At 69.2% G+C, this 19,338-nt stretch carries 19 protein-coding genes; 9 read left to right on the top strand and 10 right to left on the bottom strand.

The window, feature by feature from the left end; all coding sequences use genetic code 11:
* Window positions 1-27 precede the first annotated feature (27 nt).
* Window positions 28-2,265, bottom strand: coding sequence for a heavy metal translocating P-type ATPase (locus ACFWY9_RS26520; protein WP_378340186.1), 2,238 nt, complete (start codon window positions 2,263-2,265; stop codon window positions 28-30).
* Between the two features lie 22 nt (window positions 2,266-2,287).
* A complete protein-coding gene (locus ACFWY9_RS26515) occupies window positions 2,288-4,240 on the bottom strand; it encodes a cytochrome c oxidase assembly protein (protein ID WP_378340185.1) in 1,953 nt (650 codons plus the stop codon).
* 271 nt (window positions 4,241-4,511) lie between these two features.
* Here ACFWY9_RS26515 and ACFWY9_RS26510 point away from each other — a divergent pair, with 271 nt between their 5' ends.
* Together ACFWY9_RS26510 and ACFWY9_RS26505 are read left to right on the top strand one after the other, a co-directional pair.
* Entirely contained in the window at window positions 4,512-5,771 is a 1,260-nt protein-coding gene (locus ACFWY9_RS26510) for a DUF222 domain-containing protein (protein ID WP_378340184.1), read from the top strand.
* A gap of 200 nt (window positions 5,772-5,971) precedes the next feature.
* Entirely contained in the window at window positions 5,972-6,268 is a 297-nt protein-coding gene (locus ACFWY9_RS26505) for a hypothetical protein (protein WP_378322989.1), read from the top strand.
* A gap of 4 nt (window positions 6,269-6,272) precedes the next feature.
* Here ACFWY9_RS26505 and ACFWY9_RS26500 read toward each other — a convergent pair whose 3' ends face one another.
* The 3 genes from ACFWY9_RS26500 to ACFWY9_RS26490 are packed head-to-tail and all read right to left on the bottom strand — an operon-like array spanning window position 6,273 to window position 8,230.
* On the bottom strand, window positions 6,273-6,662 hold the full coding sequence (locus tag ACFWY9_RS26500; RefSeq protein ID WP_378322990.1) for a VOC family protein: 390 nt from the start codon (window positions 6,660-6,662) through the stop codon (window positions 6,273-6,275).
* Entirely contained in the window at window positions 6,659-6,949 is a 291-nt protein-coding gene (locus ACFWY9_RS26495) for an ArsR/SmtB family transcription factor (protein WP_378340183.1), read from the bottom strand. Before ACFWY9_RS26495 ends, ACFWY9_RS26500 begins: the two co-directional genes overlap by 4 nt.
* Before the next feature lie 33 nt (window positions 6,950-6,982).
* Window positions 6,983-8,230, bottom strand: a complete 1,248-nt coding sequence (locus tag ACFWY9_RS26490) for an MFS transporter (RefSeq protein WP_378340182.1) — start codon at window positions 8,228-8,230, stop codon at window positions 6,983-6,985.
* 75 nt (window positions 8,231-8,305) lie between these two features.
* Here ACFWY9_RS26490 and ACFWY9_RS26485 point away from each other — a divergent pair, with 75 nt between their 5' ends.
* The 4 genes from ACFWY9_RS26485 (at window position 8,306) to ACFWY9_RS26470 (ending at window position 11,624) form a co-directional block, all read left to right on the top strand.
* Window positions 8,306-8,869 (top strand): ArsR/SmtB family transcription factor, encoded by a 564-nt coding sequence (locus tag ACFWY9_RS26485; protein ID WP_378340181.1) that lies wholly within the window; start codon window positions 8,306-8,308, stop codon window positions 8,867-8,869.
* 68 nt (window positions 8,870-8,937) lie between these two features.
* Entirely contained in the window at window positions 8,938-9,906 is a 969-nt protein-coding gene (locus ACFWY9_RS26480; RefSeq protein ID WP_378322994.1) for an LLM class flavin-dependent oxidoreductase, read from the top strand.
* Between the two features lie 120 nt (window positions 9,907-10,026).
* Window positions 10,027-10,395 carry a YciI family protein gene (locus tag ACFWY9_RS26475; RefSeq protein WP_378322995.1) on the top strand — a complete coding sequence of 123 codons (369 nt, stop codon included), beginning with the start codon at window positions 10,027-10,029 and terminating at the stop codon, window positions 10,393-10,395.
* Window positions 10,392-11,624, top strand: coding sequence for an RNA polymerase sigma factor (locus tag ACFWY9_RS26470; RefSeq protein WP_378322997.1), 1,233 nt, complete (start codon window positions 10,392-10,394; stop codon window positions 11,622-11,624). Before ACFWY9_RS26475 ends, ACFWY9_RS26470 begins: the two co-directional genes overlap by 4 nt.
* A gap of 3 nt (window positions 11,625-11,627) precedes the next feature.
* Here the strand turns inward: ACFWY9_RS26470 and ACFWY9_RS26465 are convergent, their stop codons facing one another.
* Together ACFWY9_RS26465 and ACFWY9_RS26460 are read right to left on the bottom strand one after the other, a co-directional pair.
* A complete protein-coding gene (locus tag ACFWY9_RS26465) occupies window positions 11,628-12,329 on the bottom strand; it encodes a YidC/Oxa1 family membrane protein insertase (RefSeq protein ID WP_378322999.1) in 702 nt (233 codons plus the stop codon).
* Window positions 12,330-12,401: 72 nt separating this feature from the next.
* Window positions 12,402-12,674, bottom strand: coding sequence for a DUF6412 domain-containing protein (locus ACFWY9_RS26460; RefSeq protein ID WP_378323001.1), 273 nt, complete (start codon window positions 12,672-12,674; stop codon window positions 12,402-12,404).
* Window positions 12,675-12,841: 167 nt separating this feature from the next.
* Here ACFWY9_RS26460 and ACFWY9_RS26455 point away from each other — a divergent pair, with 167 nt between their 5' ends.
* Entirely contained in the window at window positions 12,842-14,644 is a 1,803-nt protein-coding gene (locus tag ACFWY9_RS26455; protein ID WP_378323002.1) for a glycoside hydrolase family 97 catalytic domain-containing protein, read from the top strand.
* A gap of 1 nt (window position 14,645) precedes the next feature.
* On the opposite strand, the gene ACFWY9_RS26450 is transcribed toward ACFWY9_RS26455, so the two are convergent.
* Window positions 14,646-15,179 carry a TetR/AcrR family transcriptional regulator gene (locus ACFWY9_RS26450; RefSeq protein WP_378340180.1) on the bottom strand — a complete coding sequence of 178 codons (534 nt, stop codon included), beginning with the start codon at window positions 15,177-15,179 and terminating at the stop codon, window positions 14,646-14,648.
* A gap of 73 nt (window positions 15,180-15,252) precedes the next feature.
* Here ACFWY9_RS26450 and ACFWY9_RS26445 point away from each other — a divergent pair, with 73 nt between their 5' ends.
* Window positions 15,253-16,461: an FAD-dependent monooxygenase gene (locus ACFWY9_RS26445; protein WP_378340179.1), complete on the top strand. Its 1,209-nt coding sequence runs from the start codon at window positions 15,253-15,255 to the stop codon at window positions 16,459-16,461.
* A gap of 66 nt (window positions 16,462-16,527) precedes the next feature.
* A complete protein-coding gene (locus ACFWY9_RS26440) occupies window positions 16,528-17,883 on the top strand; it encodes a pyridoxal phosphate-dependent decarboxylase family protein (protein WP_378323006.1) in 1,356 nt (451 codons plus the stop codon).
* 22 nt (window positions 17,884-17,905) lie between these two features.
* Here the strand turns inward: ACFWY9_RS26440 and ACFWY9_RS26435 are convergent, their stop codons facing one another.
* Together ACFWY9_RS26435 and ACFWY9_RS26430 are read right to left on the bottom strand one after the other, a co-directional pair.
* The gene (locus ACFWY9_RS26435; protein ID WP_378323008.1) at window positions 17,906-18,751 is read right to left on the bottom strand and encodes a hypothetical protein; all 846 of its coding nucleotides are present in this window, start codon (window positions 18,749-18,751) and stop codon (window positions 17,906-17,908) included.
* A gap of 125 nt (window positions 18,752-18,876) precedes the next feature.
* Complete coding sequence (locus ACFWY9_RS26430) at window positions 18,877-19,272, bottom strand: hypothetical protein (RefSeq protein WP_378323010.1); 396 nt, start codon at window positions 19,270-19,272, stop codon at window positions 18,877-18,879.
* Window positions 19,273-19,338: the final 66 nt, after the last annotated feature.

The raw sequence follows: 19,338 nt of genomic DNA, 5'->3' as shown, positions 1-19,338 counted from the left end.
GGGAATCAGAGTCCCTCAATGTGGCATTCACGGACCGTCTACGCGGCTTCCCTCGAAGGAGCGCAGGCGCAGGCTGTTCGAGACCACCAGTACCGACGACAGCGACATCGCCGCGCCGGCGATGAGCGGGTTCAGCAGCCCGAGCGCGGCGAGGGGGATCGCCGCGACGTTGTAGCCGAAGGCCCACAGCAGATTGCCGCGGATGACGCGCAACGTGCGGTTCGCCAGCCGGATCGCGTCGGGCACCACGCGCAGGTCGTCGCGCACGAGCACGACGTCGGCCGAGCGCAGCGCGATGTCGCTGCCCCTGGCCATCGCCATGCCGAGGTCGGCGGTCGCGAGCGCGGGGCCGTCGTTGATCCCGTCGCCGACCATCGCGACCCGCGCTCCCCCGGCGCGCAACGCTTCGACGGCCTCGGCCTTCTCCGCGGGCAGCACCCCGGCACGGACATCGTCGATGCCCACTTCGGCCGCGACAACCCGGGCCGCGGTCTCGTTGTCGCCGGTCAGCAGGACCGTCCGCAGACCGAGGTCGTGCAACGCGGCCACTGCGGCGCGCGCGGACGGCTTGACGACGTCGCGGATCACCAGGAGCCCGGCGATCCGGCCGTCCACCGCGACGAGGACCGCCGTCGCCCCGTCCCCCTCGGCGGCGGCGAGCTGTTCCCCGACGTCTCCCGGCACGTCGGGGAACAGCCGCGGGCTGCCGACCTTGACGTCGTGACCTTCAACCGTCCCCTGCGCACCGAGCCCCGGCAGCGCGGCGAACTCCGTGACGTCGGGCAGCTCCGGCAGTTCGGCCTTCGCCGCGGTGACCACGGCCGCCGCGATCGCGTGCTCCGAACCGGCTTCGACCGCCCCGGCAAACCGCAGCAGTTCGGCCGAGGTGAACCCGTCCGCCGGATAGTGCCCGGTGACCGTCATCCGGCCGGTGGTGACCGTGCCTGTCTTGTCCAGCACCACGGTGTCGACCGAGCGGCTGGCCTCCAGCGCGTCCGGCCCCTTGATGAGGATCCCGAGCTGGGCGCCCCGGCCGACCCCCGCCATCAGCGCGGTCGGCGTCGCCAGGCCGAGCGCGCACGGGCAGGCGATGATGAGCACCGAGACCGCGGCCGTGAACGCGTCCCGCACCGGCTGCCCGGTCAGCAGCCAGCCCGCGAGGGTGAGCACGGCCAGGCCCAGCACCACCGGGACGAACACCGCGCAGATCCGGTCCACGAGCCGCTGTACGTTGGCTTTGCGGGCCTGCGCCCGTTCGGCGAGCGCGGTCATCTGCGCCAGCTGGGTGTGCGCGCCGACCGCGGTCGCCCGGACGACGAGACGTCCGTCGCGGTTGATCCCGGCGCCGATCACCCGGTCGCCCGGCCCGACTTCGGCGGGTACCGGCTCGCCGGTCACCGCGCTGACATCCACTGTGGATAGTCCGCTGTCGACGACGCCGTCGGCGGCGATGGACTCCCCCGGTTTGACCACGAAGAGGTCGCCGACGGCCAGCTCACCGATCGGCACCATCCGCTCCACGCCGTCCCGCAACACCCGGACGTCCTTGGCGGCCAACGCATCCAGCGCGGCGAGCAGCCCAGCGGCGCTACGTCGTGAGCGGCTCTCGAAGTAGCGACCCGCGAGCAGGAAGGTGGTGACGCCCGCCGCGACGTCGAGGTATATCGCGTCCGCCCCGGCCGCCGTGGGGCCGAAGCCGATCCAGTAGCCGGGCTCGTGCCCGCCGAAGAGCGTCGCCCAGCCGGACCAGGCGAACGACGCGAGCACGCCGATCGACACCAGAGTGTCCATACTGGACGATCGATGCCGCAGATTCCGCAGTGCCGCACGGTGGAACGGCAGCGCGGACCAGAACACGACCGGGAAGGCCAGCGCGAGACAGAGCAGTTGCCAGCCGGGGAATCGCAGCGAGGGCACCAGCGCGAGCGTGATGGACAGGTTCCCGAGCGGGATCGCCAGCACCGCCGCCACGATGAGACGACGGCGCAGATCCGCGACCCTCGCCGTCCCGAGTTCGGCGTCGTCCTCGCCCCGGAGCCTCGCCTCGTAACCAGCCTTGCGGATCCGGCCGAGCAGGACGTCGTCAGCCATGTCCCCGGGTGCTTGAACGGTCGCCCGTTCGGTGGCGTAGTTGACCGAGGCGCGGACGCCGTCGAGCTTGTTCAGTGTGCGTTCCACCCGTGCCGAGCAGGCGGCGCAGGTCATGCCGGACACGGCCAGTTCGACCGTGCGGACCGGGGTCGTCCCGGTGGTCGTGGTGGTCATTTTCGGTGGCTCCGTGGGGTTTTCAGCGTCGCTTGGCGGCGAGTTCGGCGAGCATGGCGTTGTAGGCGGCGAAGTCGTCTTCGCCGGTGCGGTCGATGCGTTTGGCCTCGCGTTCGTCGGCGCGGGCCCACTGGGCGAGCAGCGCGACGACCACGACCACCATCGGGATTTCCCCGGTGGCCCAGGCGATCCCGCCGCCGAGCTGCTGATCGGTGAGGAGATCTCCGGCCCAGGGCAGGGAAAGATAGCGGTAGAACGTCTCGGCGATCACGACCTGTTTGTTCATCAGGATCACGCCGAAGAACGCGTGGAACGGCATGACCGCGAAGAGCATGCCCAGCCGCGCCAGATGCGGCAGCGGGCGCGGCGGGCGGTCGACACCGACGACGAGCCAGAAGAACACGTACCCTGCCGCCAGGAAATGCAGGTTCATCAGCTGGTGCGCCCAGTGATAGAGCATCGCCTGGCCGAACAGGTCGGTGAAGTACAGCGCGTAGAAGGAACCGACGAACACCACCGACGCGAGCGCGGGATGTCCGATGATCCGTGCCGCCCGCGAATGCAGCAGGGAGACGAGCCATTCGCGCGGGCCCGGTGCCGCGTCCCGGCCCGCCGCCGGGAGCGCCCGGAGTGCCAGGGTGAGCGGGCCGCCCAGCACGAGCAGCACCGGGGCCAGCATGTTCAACGTCATGTGGATGATCATGTGCATGCTGAAGGTGCCCGAGGCGTATGGCCCGAGCCCGGACGACGTCGCGATGAGGACCACGAGCCAGCCCGCGCACCACGCGATGGTTCTGCGCGGGGCCCAGGCGTCCCCGCGGCGGCGCAGCCGGCGGACGCCGAGGAGGTACGCACCGATCGCGATCAGCGCGACGAAACCGAAGAGCAGGTCGAACCGCCAGCCGAAAACCAGCCCGGCGAACGACGGCGGGTTGTCGAGGTTGTAGCCGAGCACGGTTTCCTGCACCGTGGCCGGGTTGTTCAGGAACGACGGCGGCACCAGATGGGTCAGCCCGACGGAGGTACCCAGCGCGACGGCCAGCAGCAGGAGTTCGATGATCAGGACCCGCCAGCGCGATCCGTTACGCCGTCGCAACGCCATGATCGGCACACCGAGGATCGCCAGGACGACCAGGTCGATCCCCAGCAGCAACCCGTACCCGCTCGCCAGCCCGGCGGGGCGGGCGAGGATCAGCCCGGCGACCGCGCCGGAGATCCCGACCACGAGGAAGCAGACCAGCGAAAGCCGTTGGTAGCGGCGAAGAATCACCGCGTCCGGCTCTTTGACGCGACGGAGATACGCGAGCAGCGCGACGAGCGATCCCGCCCACGCGCTCGCCGCGGGGATGTGCCACAGCATGGCGTTGGTGGCGAAGTCGTGCCAGCCGCCGACCGACGCGTGCCCGGCGACCACCGGCGGGAGCAGCCCTGCCATCGCGACGACGACGCCGAGCACCGTCGTGCGCCAGCTCAGCGTGAACCAGCACAGCAAGGACACGATGATCGCCGCGACCAGCACGCACAGCCACGCCTTCGGCTCTTCTGCCGCGTCCACAGTGGACAGGAGAACACCCGGTTCGAGCATCCGCCGCACCGGCAGCCCGGAGGCGTCCGCCGCCGAGAACGGCACGGCGAGCACCGCCGCCGCCACCCAGCCGGACGCGGCCCACGCCGCCAGCCGCACCGCGGAGAACGCCTCCGCCGTCAGGAACCCGCCCCGGCGTCCCGGCGCCACGAAAGCCGCGAACACGAGCGATCCGCCGCAGACGACACCCGCGACGTCGGCCGCGAACCGGACCACCCCGAAGCCGAACGCCGTCAGCGCGCCGGGATCACTGTCCCCGAGCAGCGCGTAGACGTTCCCGGCGAGCGCCACCACCAGCAGCACCACGGCGAGCCCTGCCAGCCAGACCATGGGCAGGAGCACGGCGGGGTACCGGCGCGGCGGGGACGGGGAAAGTTCGGTTGTCCGCACCCTTCAGCTGTCGGCTGGGACGTGCTCCGAGTTCCCGAAAGGACCGGACGGGTGACAGCCCTCACTTCGGACATCGGTGACGACGTCTCGGGCGCGATGTTCGGATCGGACCGCGCGGGCCTATCGCGCGTGGAGGGATTCCGTCGGCGGTCCACTTGCGCTTTGGTCGGAGTTTTCGGCGGAAATCCTTTTACAGCAAGGAAAAGTGCGTTTTCGAGGTTCACCCGATCGATAGCACACATGTTCGATCGGGCGGCGTATCGTTGATGTTGTGGCAGTCGACAGCAGCACCTCCGCAACGCGCACCGAGTGGTGGCGCGTCGATGTCGGCTGCCTGCTGACACGGCTCTTGGAGTCCGAGTGTGTGCAGCGTCGGGAAGCCGCTGTGCAGGGCGAGGTGATGGCCGAGCTGGAACGACGCGGCATCCGCGATACCACCGGCTATGGAAGCCTCGTGCGACTGCTGCAGGAAACGCTGAACATCCCCTACGCCGAAGCGAAAGCCCGCGCGACAAGAGCACTAGCGCTGAACAGCACCCGCGATCTCACCACCGGCGAACAACCACCCACGGCACCCGCCACCGCGCAGGCCGCAGCCGAGGGCGCGATCGGCGCCGCCCAGATCGACGAGATCCTCCGGGTCCTCGACAAACTCCCCAAGACAGCCCCGGTGGATCAGCGGGAGCAGGCGGAGAAGATCCTCGCCGAACTCGCCCGCGCCGCCGGACCCCGGGAAATCCGTGCCGCCGGGCGGCGTTTGTTGAGTCAGCTTGATCCCGACGGTCGGGAACCCAAAACCCGGGAACCGAAACCCTTCCAGCCCGAGTTCTCCCTCGCACCGCACCGTGACGGCGGGCACCAGATCAAGGCCCGCGTCGATGACGAGACCTCCGCACGCCTGCAAGCCATGCTCGACCCACTCGCGAAACCACGCCCCGCCACCGAAGAGGAGGGTCGCGATACCCGAACCCAGTGGGAGCGGCGCGGGTGTGCGTTCTCGGAGCTGGTGCGGATGTGGACCGAACACCCCGACCTGCCCACACAGGCCGGAGAAGCCACCCACATTGTCGTCACCGTCGGACTCAAGGAACTGCGGACCGGGATCGGACAGGCCACTCTTGATCTGCTCGGCGAGATCACCGCAGCCGAAGCACGACGCCTCGCCTGCGACGCCAAGATCATCCCCATGGTCCTGGGGACGCACGGCGAACCCCTCGACGTCGGCCGAGCACAGCGCCTGGCCACCCCGGCCATCCGCCGCGCCCTCATGCGTCGCGACGGCGGCTGCGCCTTCCCCGGCTGCGATGCCCCTGCCTACCGTTGCACGCCGCACCACGTGACCTACTGGGCACACCACGGTGAGACCAAAGTGGACAATCTCGTCCTCCTCTGTTCCGTCCACCACAAGGTAATCCACCACTCCCCATGGGAAGTCCGAATCGCCAGCGACGGACTCCCCGAGTTCATTCCACCCGCCTGGCTCGACGCGACCCGCACACCACGACGCAACACCATCCACCTCAGAACCTAAGCCGAACGCGCGACACGGTGCCTGCTCATCACACAGGTACAGGGCACACAGCTCTGTCGTCCGACTTCGGCCTCTCCAGCGCGTGAATGGCACTTTGGGGACGTCAGACCTTGCCGAAATGCCCTTCACGACATCCTGGCTCGCCCCTTGAACGTCACCACGAGAACCATCGAGCTGACCCGAGGGGACGGATCACGATCATGTCCTATCCCTACCAAGTCAAGGACTTCGACGAAATGGCACGGAAGCTCTGTCTCGGCGAGTGGCTGGTGCTCCGGCACGAGCACCTGTGTGGCATCGACCTGGACATCTGGAAAGAAGGCGTCGACCGCGCCTGCGCCGCGCTCGGGATCGATGTGATGATGCAGGATATCCCGCACAAGGATCTCACCGTGGTGTTCAACACGGCCAGGGAAATGGTGCCGCGCATCGAGCAAATCCACGACTCGATCCGCCGGATCGAACGGTATCGCTGGCTCGACCGGCTCACCGGCTAGGCGGCTACTTCATGGTGGCGAGCTGGATCAGGTTGCCGCAGGTGTCGTCGAGAACAGCGGTGACCACCGGGCCCATGTCGGTCGCCTCCTGGGTGAACTGGACGCCCAGCCCCTTGAGCCGCTCGACCTCGGCGTAGACGTCGTCGACGGCGAACTGGGTGTAGGGGATGCCGTCGGTGACCAGTCCCTTCTTGAACGGGCCCGCCGCCGGGTGACCGTCCGGTTCCAGCAGCAGCTCGACGCCGTCCGGGTTGGCCGGGGAGACCACGGTGAGCCAGCGTGCTCCGCCGGCGGGCACGTCGGTCTTCTTGATGAAGCCCAGTTTCTCGGTGTAGAAGGCGAGCGCCTTGGCCTGGTCGTCGACCAGCACGCTGGTGATGTTGATGCGGATCATGGGTTCGGTGCCTCTCGGTCGATGGGCCACCGCTCGACGATCGAACGCAGCGGGCTCGTGTCGATGTGGTGGAACTTGTACCGGCCTTGCCGCCGGGTGTGCACCAGGCCTGCCTGCTCGAGCACCGCGAGGTGCTGCGAAATGGCCTGACGCGAAGACGCCAGGCCGTGCCTCATGCTCAGCTGGCCACAAAGCTCGAACAGTGTCTGACCGTCCTTTTCGGTCAGCTCGTCCAGGATGGTGCGTCGCGTCGCGTCGCCGATCGCCTTGAACAGGTCCGCGTCCACACACCCCGTTATAGGCAAGCCGTCACTTGCCTGTCAAGCGGGCTCACCCTCCCGTGCGACACGCTCCGCGGCGTCCATGGCCTTGTCGGTCACCACCCGCACACCGACGACCAGGGTGAGCACGAACCCGCTCATGATCACGAACAAGGCGGACAGCCCCAGCCACTGCGCCAAGAGCCCGCCCGCGGCCGCGCCCAGCGGTTTGGTGCCCCAGGCGACGAGCCGGTGCGCGCTGCTGAGGCGTCCGAGCAGCCGATCCGGAGTAATTCGCTGGCGCAGCGAAACCATGACGACGTTCGAGACCACGATTCCCAGACCGCCGACGAAGAACGCGGCCCCGACGACGAGCGGTTGCGCGGTGAACGCGGGAACACCCAGCAATACGGCGGTGCAGAGGAACCCCGCGCCGAGTGACCGCGCCCGGCCCAGGAGCCGTTCGACCCGTTCCGCGAAGAGCGAACCGACGGCGTTCCCGGCAGCCACCATGGTCAGCAGGAAACCGTAGTCCTGTGTGGACAGTTTCAGCATGGATTCCGGCCCGACCGCATAGAGTGCCAGAACGGCCCACACGGCACCGGTGGCGAAGTTGAACACACCGACCATGACGGCGAAGGTCCGCAAAACCCTTTGTCGCCAAAGGAATCGCAGCCCCTCTGCGATGTCGGCGCGCAGGCTGGCGGGCCGCTCCTGGTGAATCCGGAATCGCCCGCGAAGCGCCACCAGCGCCACGATGGCGACGGCCCACAGCCCGACCGGCGTCCCGAGCGCGAACATCGTCCCGGCCGCCACCAGGAATCCGGCCAACGGCGGGCCGGCGAACTCGTTGGCCGTCATCTCGGCCCCGTAGAGGCGTCCGTTGGCCCGGGAGAGGTGCTCGCGCCCGACCATCTGCGGCATGATCGACTGCGCCGCGGTGTCGTAGATCGTCTCGGCGACACCGACGAAGACCGCGACGACGTACAGCGCCCAGATCGAACCGACATCGAACGCCATCGCGAGGACGAGAACAGCGAGCAGCACAGCTCTGGCCACGTTCGCGCCCAGCATCGCACGGCGACGATCGATGCGGTCGACCAGCGCACCGACCGGCAACGCGCACACCAGCCACGGCAGGCTGAAGGCGACGGCCAGCCCCGAGATCAGCACTGGGGATCGGGTGAAGCCGATGGCCACCAGCGGGAGGGCGTTCTTGACGACGCCGTCGGCCAGGCTCGACAGACCGGCCGCGGTCCACAGCCGCCAGTAGTCCCCGCCCAGACCTCGCTTCGCAGGCACATCCACCCATGGAGAATTACACATCGATTGAGAAAACTCCATCGATGTGGCTGAATCCATCGATGGACTACCGTGGCCGTCATGGACGGCGAGACGACCATCCGGCAGCCCGCGAGCGGGCCCGCTGCCGCGCGCAAACGCCGCCCTGCGACGGCGAAGGAGGCGAAGGCGGCCGGTCACCCGCTGCGCCTGCGGATTCTGCGCCTGTGCCAACAGAAGGAGCTGACGAACAAGCAGCTGGCCGACCGCCTCGAACGCGACCCGGGCACCGTGCTCTACCACGTCCGCCAGCTGGTCGACGCGGGCTTGCTGGAGCAGGCGGCGGTCCGCACCGGGGAGAGCGGCGCACTGGAGAAGCCCTATCGCGCTGTCGGCAACACCTGGTGGCTCGACGGTCCGCTGAACGACTTCGACGCGGAGACCCGGTTCGCTCCGGTCGAAGCTTTTCAGGAGGAGCTGCGCGAGGCGGGCCCGGAGCAGGTTCAGGCCTACGAGCGCTTTCTGCTGCACCTGTCCCCGGAGGACGTCGCCGAGCTGGACCGCCGCATCCTCGAGGTCCTCGACGAATACGTCTCGACCGACGACCAGCGTCGCGACCGGCCCGCGGTGAACGGCATCTTCCTCCTGCACCGGCTCGCCGAATAAGCCGGATAACCAGCCACAGCAAGGAAATCCGGTGGCCCTGCCGTGCGGGCGCTGGCACGATCATCGTCATGACCACTTCACGCGTCGGCGTCCGGATCTCCCGCGAAGTACCCCCGGCACGGCTGACGAAGCTGGCGCGCCAGGCGGAGCAGGCGGGGCTCGACGAACTTTGGGTGGTCGAGGACTGCTTCTACGCGGGCGGCATCGCCACCGCGGCGACAGTGCTGGCCGCGACCGAGAAGATCCCGGTCGGCATCGGCGTGCTGCCCGCGGTCGCCCGCAACCCCGCCATCGCCGCGATGGAGCTGGCCACGCTCGCCGAGCTGCACCCCGGGCGCCTGATCGCCGGGATCGGCCACGGCGTGCCGTCCTGGATGCGGCAGATCGGCGCCTACCCCGCGTCCCCGCTGACGGCGCTGGAGGAGACGCTCACCGCGATCCGGCGGCTGCTCGCGGGCGAGCGGCTTTCCGTGTCGGGTAAGTACGTCCGGCTCGACGAGGTCGAGCTGGACTATCCGCCCGCTGTCGTGCCGCCGGTGCTCGCCGGGGTCCGCGGGCCGAAGTCGCTCGCGCTGTCCGGCAGGGCCGCCGACGGCACGGTGCTCGCCGAGCCCGCCGCCCCGGAGTACGTGCGAGCCGCCCGCGCCACGATCGACGCCGACCCGCACACGGTCGTCACCTACAACTGGCTCGCGCTGGGCCAGGACCCGGACCGGGCGAGGGAGCGCGTCCGGAAGACCCTGGCCGACAGCCTCAAGCCCAGCACCGCCGAGCACCTGCGGCCGCTGCCGTTCGGCGAGGAGATCCTCGCCCTCATCGAAGAGGGCGCGGACGAGCTGGCCGCGCGGCTGCGACCGGAGTGGATCGACCACCTCACGGTGTCCGGGAACCTCGCCGGATGTGCCGAGCGGGTCCGGCGGCTGCACGAGGCCGGGAGCGAATCGGTGATCCTGTTGCCGCTGCCGGACGAGCCCGAGGAGGACGGCATCGCCGCGGCCGGAGAAGTCGCCGCCGAGCTTCGTCGCGCGGGCCGGTAATCCGCCCACCCGGCGGAGAACTGTGCCAAGATTCCCGGCGGCGGCATGTCGAGGGGACGCCATCGGCGACGACCCACCGGTGAAGGGGCCCGCCACGGGCCGTCACCCGAGGGAGTCGAGATGAAGTTCCTGCTGAACACGCATATGAACCCGGCGGCATGGAGAGCGCTACCGGAGGACGAACGTGCCGCGGTGCGGGACGGCCGGGGCACGTTCGCGCACGCGATCACCGAGTCCGGTGAAATGATCATGAGCCAGGCGCTGGCCGACCCGTCACACAGTGCCGTGGTCCGCGTCCGGGGCGGCGAGCCGGTCGTCTCCGACGGCCCCTACCGCGAAGCCGCGGAGTTCCTCTCCGGCTACTACCTGATCGACTGCGACGACAAGGAACGCGCGATCGAACTCGCGGCCCGGATTCCCGAGGCCCGCGTCGAAGGATTCGGCGTCGAGGTGCGGCCGGTCATGTTCTCCGCCGGGATGGAGATGTGAACACCGCGCCCGCGATCGAGGACCTGCTGCGCGAGCTGGCGCCGCAGGTCCTCGGCGTGCTCGCCCGCCGCTACGGCCAGTTCGAGGAATGCGAGGACGCCGTTCAGGAGGCCGTCCTCGCCGCGGCCACGCAATGGCCCGATCAGGGCGTCCCGGCCAACCCGCGCGGCTGGCTGATCTCCGTCGGCTCGCGGCGGCTGATCGACCAGTTCCGCAAGGACCAGTCGCGCCGGCAGCGGGAGGACACCGCCACCGCGCAGGCACTTCCGTTGCACACCGGCGAACGCGACGAGGACGTCCCCGACGCCGACGACACGTTGATCCTGCTCTTCCTGTGCTGCCACCCGACCCTGACCCCGGCGTCCCAGACCGCGCTCACCCTGCGCGCCGTCGGTGGCCTCACCACCGCCGAGATCGCGCACGCCTTCCTGGTGCCCGAGGCCACGATGGCCGCTCGCATCAGCCGTGCCAAGAAGAACATCAAGGCCGCGGGCAGCCAGTTCGCCATGCCCGCGGCCGACGAACGCGACGAACGGCTCGCCGTCGTCCTGCAGGTGCTCTACCTGATCTTCAACGAGGGCTACACGGCATCCTCGGGCGAGACCCTGCACCGCGCCGACCTCGCCCAGGAAGCCATCCGGCTGACCCGTCTGGTCCGGCGGCTGCTGCCCGAAGACACCGAGGTCGCCGGGCTGCTCTCGCTCATGTTGCTGACCGACTCGCGCCGCGGCGCCCGCACCGGGCCGTCCGGTGAACTGATCCCGCTGGCCGAGCAGGACCGCACCCTGTGGGACAGCGAGCTGCTGGTGGAGGGGACGACGCTGATCGGCGACACCATGAAGCACGCGTCGCTGGGCCCCTATCTGCTCCAAGCGGCGATCGCCGCGACGCACGCGAGCGCGGCGAAGGCCGAGGACACCGACTGGCAGCAGGTCCACACGCTGTACAAGATCCTCGAACGGATCGCACCCAACCCGATGGTGACGCTCAACCGCGCTGTCGCGCTCGCCGAAACCCAGGGCCCGGCCGCTGCCCTCGATCTTCTGTCCACACTGGACAGTGACGACCGGATGTCCGGCCACCATCGGTTGCACGCCGTCCGCGCGCACCTGCGGGAGAAGGCGGGCGACACGGCGGGCGCGCTGGAGAGCTACCGGCTCGCCGCGCGGATCACGACCAGTCTCGCCGAGCGGCGTTACCTCGAATCACGCGCCGCCCGGCTGAGCTGAGTCCTATTTGTCCGTCGGCTGGACCGTCCGTTGTGGACGGCGTAGCAGCGCGCGTTCGGCGGCGGTCCACGCGGTGGTCGTGAGCAGGTACAGATCCGCGGCCACCGGGAGAAAGATCGTGGCGAGCACGGTCCCATAGGGAAGGAACCGCAGCAGCTTCGCGGCGGGCGCCGAGGCGGTTTCGGTCCGCTGACGGTCCTGCCAGCGCACCGAGAACCACGCGACGACACCGAGCGCGGCCGCGATCACGAACACCATCGGGCCCGCCGCGAAGCCGTGCCCGCCCAGCGGCGTCCCCAGCACCGTGCCGGACAGCAGCGAGTTGGGCTCGCCGTCGATCACCGGGGTGGTGAACAGCCGGTACATCACCCAGAAGAACGGCAGCTGCGCGAGCATCGGCAGGCAGCCGACGAACATCGATGTGCCCGATTCGGCCTGCAGCCGGGAGATTTCGGCGGCCAGCCGTTCGCGGTCGCCCGCGTGTTTCTTCTGCAGCTCGCCGATCCGGGGCATCAGCTCGGCCCTGGCCCGCTCGCCGCGTACGGCGGATTTCGCGAGCGGGAGCAGCAGAAGCCGGACGGTGGCGGTGAACAGGACGATCGCCAGCGCGATCGCGAAGTGACCGGTGACGGGCTGGGTGACCGCGACAAGCCAGTGGACGAGGTGATACGCGCCCGAAACGGGCACGTCGAGAAAGCCGAACATGGGCAGCACTCCGTGGCTAGAAAGAAGAACAGTGAGGTGAACGGAATGGCTGCGCAGAAAAGAAAGGGAGAACTACGCAGCCGTGCTGCGCGTGCCCGGTGCCCGTGGCCTGCTGCGGCCGGGCGCGCCGGGATCCCTGAGCCTGATGAACTCGGCGCGGCGGGCCCGCTGCCGCAACGCGATGGCGCGGCCTCGTGTCGGCGCCGACCACAGGGCCAGTTCATCGCCGTGGGCGCGGCTGACGAGGAGGACCACGAGCAAGCTCGCGGCCACGACCGACGCGAACGCGACCAGGGCCGTGGCCGAGGTGAGCGCGGGGAACGCCAAGGCCAGCAATGTGGTCACGATGCGCCCCCCTTTCCCAGACCCCGCCAGAGTACCCGAATCCGATCGCGTACCGGTGATCGGGAAATGATCACTTCCGGCCACTCCGATGAGCGATTGACCGGATACGCACCGTTCCCGCAGGATGACCGGACGGACGAAGAAGTCCTACGGACAAGGAGAATCCGTTGGCGATCCGGCGGTTCCTGCTCCTGCTCGCGGTCATTCCGCTGCTCCCGTTCACGGCGACCACCGCCTCCGCCGCGGACCGCTGGGCGGTCAGCCTGACCGGCGACGTGACAGCGGAGGTCTCCCTCGACGCGGACGGCAGCCTGCTGTTCGCGGCCACCCGCGGCGGACGATCGGTCCTCGCCCCGGCACCGATGGGCATCCGCACCACCGCCGCCGACCTCACGCGCGGACTGCGTTTCCTCGGCCGCACGGACCGCGAGGTCGACGAGCGGTACACCATGACCACCGGCAAACGCCTGCACCGGCACGCGCGCTCGGCGGAGATGACACTGTCGTTCGAGAACGAGGACGACGTCCGGCTCGACGTCGTGGTCCGTGCCGCGGCAGACGGCGTCGCCTACCGCTATCACCTGCCCGAGGCCGAGCGGGTGCGGGTGACCGGCGAGACGTCCGCGTTCGCCCCGGCACCGGCGTCGGCCGCGTGGCTGCTGCCCTACACACCGAACTACGAAGGCGTCCGGTTCGAGACCACCGCCGCCGGCGCCCCACGCGGCGACTACGGCTTCCCGTCACTGTTCGACGTCGGCGGCACCTACGCCCTGCTCACCGAGTCCGATGTGGACGGACGATACTCCGGCGCGCGGCTGACCCACACCGGCAGCGGCAACTACCGGATCAAGCTCGCTGACACCGAGGTCCACACGCGGGGCCCGACGCCGTGGCGGGTGGCGATCATCGGCGATCTGGCGACGGTGACCGAATCCACCCTCGTGGACGACCTGGCACCGCCGTCGAAACTGGCAGACACCTCGTGGATCCGGCCGGGCAAGGTGGCGTGGTCATGGCTTTCCGAGCACGACAGCCCGAAGGATCCGAAGCGGCAGAAGGACTTCATCGATTTCGCCGCGCGGAACGGCTGGCCGTACGTGCTAATCGACGAGGGCTGGGACGCGTCCTGGGTGCCCGGCATCATCGACTACGCGCGGGAACGCGACGTCGACGTGATCCTCTGGTACCACTGGTCCACAATGGACACCGCGGCGAAGCGGGCGATCAACCTCACCAAGGCCAAGCTGTGGGGCGCGGCCGGGGTCAAGGTCGACTTCATGGATTCCGACGCGCAGGCGCGGTTCCGGTGGTACGACGCCATGGTCGCCGACGCCGCGCGCTTCCGCCTGATGATCAACTTCCATGGCGCGACGATCCCCCGCGGCCTGCAACGCACCTGGCCGCACGTGATGAGCATGGAGGCGGTACGCGGCGCCGAGCAGTTCAAGACCCGCGCGTCGACCAACACGATGTTCCCGTTCACCCGCAACGTGGTCGGCAGTATGGACTACACGCCGACGGCGTTCGTCGTGTCGGATCGGGACACCACCGAGGCACACGAGGTCGCGACGTTCTTCGTCTACGAGTCCGGCTGGCAGCACGCCGCGGACAAACCCGAGAACTACGAATCGCGGCCCGAGGCACTCTGGACACTCGACCGGCTCCCGACGGTCTGGGACGAAACCCGCCTGATCACCGGCAGGCCCGGCCAGGACGCCGTGTTCGCGCGACGCTCCGGCGGCCGCTGGTTCCTCGGTGGCATCCACGCCGGGCCGGCGACCACGATCACCTCGCGGCTGGACTTCCTCGGCGAAGGCCCGTGGCGCGCCGAGCTGGTACGCGACAAGCCAGGAGGCGGACTCACGCGCGAGAGGTTCTCCGTCGAGCCCGACGGCCGGATCAGCGTGCCGGTCCTGGCGAACGGCGGATTCGTGACGGTGTTCTGCCGTCCAGCCGACTGCGACCGGTAGTTCAGACACCCAGCGCGGCACAGGCCGCGTCGACCGTTGCCTTCCGCAGTTCGTCGGCGGGCGCGTCGGGGAACTGGACGGTGCAGTCCTGGATGCCGCCGAGCGCGACCACCGCGCGAGCCGACAACGCCAGCGAGGGATCCGGGCCGGTCAGCAGCGCCGCGAGCCGTTCCCGCCAGGCCAGCACGATCCTGATCAGGCCGAGCTCGGACAACGTCGTCAGCTCGCTCATCACGAGGACGATCAGTTCGCGGTGCCGGTAGTGGAAGTCGAAGTACTCCTCGAACAACGCGCGGGGCGCGACCTCGTCCAGCGCCTCCTGGGCGACCAGGAACGCCTCGCCCTCGTCGATCAGCGGTTGCACGATGCTGCGGACCAGTTCCTCGCGTGAGGAGAAGTGGTAGTACAGCGCCGGTTTGGTGATCCCGAGCCGGTCGGCGATCTCCTGCAGGCTGGTGTTGCGCACCCCCTTGCTCGTGAAGAGCTCACGCGCGGCCGTCTGGATGCGCTGCTTGGTGCCCGGAGGTTTCGCCACTGATCCAGGATAACTTACTTACCGTTAGGTCAGATCGATGGTACGCTTACCTTCCGGTAAGTAAGGAGGAATCATGAGAGTACTCGTTTCCGGCGCCAGCATCTCCGGACCGGTCCTGGCCTACTGGCTCACCCGCCACGGCTTCGAGGTCACGGTGGTCGAACGCGCCCCGTCCCCGCGCAAGACGGGCGGGCACGCCGTCGACCTGTTCCGGCCCGCCATGGAGATCTCCGAGCGGATGGGCGTGCTGCCCCGGCTCGAAGCGAAGGCCACCGGCACCGACCGGATGACCGTGTACCGCGAGGGTGTCGCGCGGCCGGTTTCGGTGGATCTCACGAAGATCTACGGCGCGACCTCGGACCGGCACCTCGAGATCATGCGGGACGACCTGGGCGAGGTGTACTACGACGCCACCCGCGACGACGTCGAGTACGTGTTCGGCGACTCGATCACGTCGATCTCCGACGACGGCGAAGTGACCTTCGAACACGGTGCGCCACGCCGCTTCGACATCGTGGTCGGGGCAGACGGGCTGCACTCGAACGTCCGGCGGCTCGTCTTCGGCGAGGAGTCGCGGTTCAGCGAGTTCATCGGTGCCTACCTCGCGGTGTTTTCGGTGCCCAACGACCGGAACCTCGACGGCGAGTTCGTCAATCACCTCGGTGTCGACCGGATGGCCGGGATGTACGGCGCGCGGCACCTCGGCGACGCGCGGGTGGTGTGCCTGTTCCGTAGCGAACCGCTCGACTACCACTACCGCGATGTCGCACGGCAGAAGGAACTTCTGCGCGCGGCGTTCGCCGGGCTGCACTCCGACGTCGACGAATGGCTGGGGCGACTGGAGGACACCCCGGCGTTCTACTTCGACTCGATCACCCAGCTGCGGATGGACACATGGTCGCGCGGGCGGGTGACGCTCGTGGGCGACGCGGGTTACTGTCCAGGGCCCGCGGTCGGCGGCAGCACCAGCCTCGCCGTGCTCGGCGCCTACGTCCTGGCCGGGGAACTCGCCGCCGCGAACGGGGACCACACCCGCGCCTTCCCCGCCTACGAACGGGAAATGGCCGAGCTGGTACAGGCCAGCCGCACCTTCGCCACGACCGCGGCCAAGACCCTCATCCCGGGTTCGCGGTTCGGTATGTGGGGGCTCGTCACCGGCGCGCGGATCGTCTCCGCCCTGCCCGCCGGCGTGGGCAAGGCACTGGCGCGGCTCAACACCCAGACCTTCCGCATGCACGAATCGATGACCGTGAAGGACTACTCCACTTCGGTCACAGCCTGATCCGGCGCTCTCCCCGTGTTATATTTGGGCCCAAATGACTGGGTTCGCCTCGGCACGGGGAGAGCGATGGATCTGCGAAGCGCGCTGACCAGAGTGCTGGACAACCACGAGCGGTGGACGTCCCGGTTCGGCGAGTACCAGGTGGCCGAGGCGCTACGCGTCGACCAGGCGAAGCTGGAGTCCATTGTGGACGAACTGGCCGAACGACTGGAGGACAACTACCCGTTCTTCCACCCGCGCTACGCCGGGCAGATGCTCAAGCCGCCACATCCGGCCGCGGTGGCGGGGTATCTCGCCGCGATGCTGGTCAATCCGAACAACCACGCCCTCGACGGCGGACCGGCGACCGCGCGGATGGAACGCGAGGTCGTCGCCGAGCTGGCCACGATGTTCGGCTTCGGCACACATCTGGGACACCTCACCAGCAGCGGGACCATCGCCAACCTCGAAGCCCTTTACGTGGCAAGGGAAATCCACCCGGGGCGCGGCGTCGCCTTCAGCGCGGAAAGCCACTACACGCACGCGCGGATGTGCGGACTCCTCGGCGTCGAAGGCGTCCCGGTGCCCGTGGACGCGACGGGCCGGATGGACGTCGACGCGCTGCGTGAGCTTCTCGGCCGCGGCACGATCGGGACGGTGGTGGTCACCGCGGGCACCACCGGCCTCGGCGTCGTCGACCCGATTCACGACGTTCTCGCGTTGTGCCGCGAGCACGGCGTGCGGGTGCACGTCGACGCGGCGTACGGCGGGTTCTTCACCCTGCTCGCGGGCAACGACGGGCTCGAAGCCGCGCCGTGGGAGGCGATCGCGGGCTGCGATTCGGTGGTGGTCGACCCGCACAAGCACGGCCTGCAGCCCTACGGCTGCGGCGCGGTGCTGTTCGCCGATCCGGCGGTCGGACGATTCTACCGGCACGATTCGCCCTACACCTACTTCACCTCCGACGAACTGCATCTGGGCGAGATCAGCCTCGAATGCTCACGACCGGGCGCCGCGGCGGCGGCGTTGTGGCTGACGTTCCGGCTGTTCCCACTCACCACCGACGGCCTCGGCGCGGTGCTCGCCGCGGGCAGGCGGGCGGCGGCGAGCTGGGCCGCGCTGATCGAGGCGAGCGAACACCTGCGGCTCTACCAGCTGCCGGAACTGGACATCGTGAGCTATTTCCCGGTCACCGGCCGGCGGCTCAGCGAGGTCGACGCCGCCTCGGCCCGGGTGATGCACGAGGGCATGACGGATCCGGACGATCCGGTGTTCCTGAGCGTGCTGTCCACCAGCGCGGCCGGCTTCGGGCGCCGCCATCCCGGCTTCACCGAGGACGTCGCCCGGGTGCGGGTGCTGCGCAGCGTGCTCATGAAACCGGAGTCCGAGGACTACCTCGACACTCTGCACCGGCGCGTCGAAAAGCTCGCCGCGCGGGCTTGAATGCCGAGGTAGCCCCGGCAGGTCAGCCGACGGCGAGGGTCACCGCGGCGGTGTGCAGCACCCCGCCGGTCTGGAACTGCACGAACAGCCGCCAGTCCCCGGCCTTCGGCAGCGTCGCCTCGAACTTCAGCGCCGGGCCACCGTGGTCTCCCTCGGCTTTGCCGTGCGGGTGCAGATGCGCGAAGGCCTGGTCCCCGGCGTGGAAACCGGTCAGGTGCGCGTACGTGTCGAGGTAGGGCTGCAGGTCGGTGACCGGCTTGCCGTCCTTCGACACCGTGACGGTCAGCTCGTGACTCATCCCGGCCATGAGCTTGTCCCCGCCCAGCGTCAGCGTGTAACCGTCCACAGTGGTCATTGCCGACGCCGCGGGCAGCGGGGTGCCCGGCGCGTCTCCTGGCACGGTGACCTGCCGGCTCAGCACGAGCGGAACATCCTTGCCCGCACTGTCCTTCGTGGTGAACTGCGTGTAGGCGCGATACGTGCCGGGCTGCGCGGCGGCGAGGTCGGCCGTCCACGTCCCGTCGGCGGCCATCACCGGGTGGAGATGCTGGAACCCGCTCAGATCCGTTCGGATCAGGTAGAAGTGCATCAGCTTCGTCTGTTCCGGCTGGAACGCGGTCACCGCCGCGCCGCCGGCCCCGGTGATCCGGAACCGGAACGCGGACGGCTGCCCCGCGGGCAGCGACGTCGTCTCGGGAGCGAACCGGAACCCGGCGGACTCGGCGGCGAGGCCGTCACCGGCGGGCATGGCCATGCCCGGCATGTCCTGCCCGGACACAGGAGCGCCGGACGTGCCATGGTCCATTCCGGACATTCCGGAATCGTTACCGGAGCAGGCGGTGACGAGCAGGCCCGCCGCCGTCACCACGCCGATCAGTGTCGTCGAACGGCGGAAAGGTTTACGGAGCAAAGAAGGCATCACGAAGTGTCTCTCCAAAAAGGACACGCGAAGAACGCGTGCGAGGTGAACAGGTCAGCGGAGGCCGCTCCCTGTCACGTCCGGGAAACACACAACGTGGTCAGCAAATCCGGGGGTCTCGGTGGCGCTCTGTGCCGGAGGAACCGCGCGAACCGGCGCGTCGCCGACAGCGGCGGGGACACCGAGATCAGCACGACGGCGAGCAGCAGGAGTAGCAGCAACGCGGCCCAGCCGCGTGGCGGCGGAGTCGATACGCAGACACTGCCGTGTTCCGACGCGGGTGCCGCGTTCGGCAGGCCCGCCATGGGCGGCGCGGGCATCGCATGGCCGATGCCGTGCTCCGCCATGGCACCCCCGGCACACGCCTGCGCGGGCAGACCGTGCATGAGGAACACGCCGGTGAGCAGGGCGCACAACGTCAGCAGCCGGGCAATCACCCGGCCCTGCCCCGCCGCCGTCCCACGCTCCACGCCCTCCACCGTACCTACTCCCCGGGGGTACCTGCCGTTAAGGGGCTCTTCGTGTCGATCTGTGGG

Origin of the sequence: Amycolatopsis sp. NPDC059027 (genome assembly GCF_042739735.1) — a bacterium.
Lineage (GTDB): Bacteria > Actinomycetota > Actinomycetes > Mycobacteriales > Pseudonocardiaceae > Amycolatopsis.
Note: the sequence above shows the minus strand (reverse complement) of the source record. Positions and strands in the feature narration are given on the sequence as shown.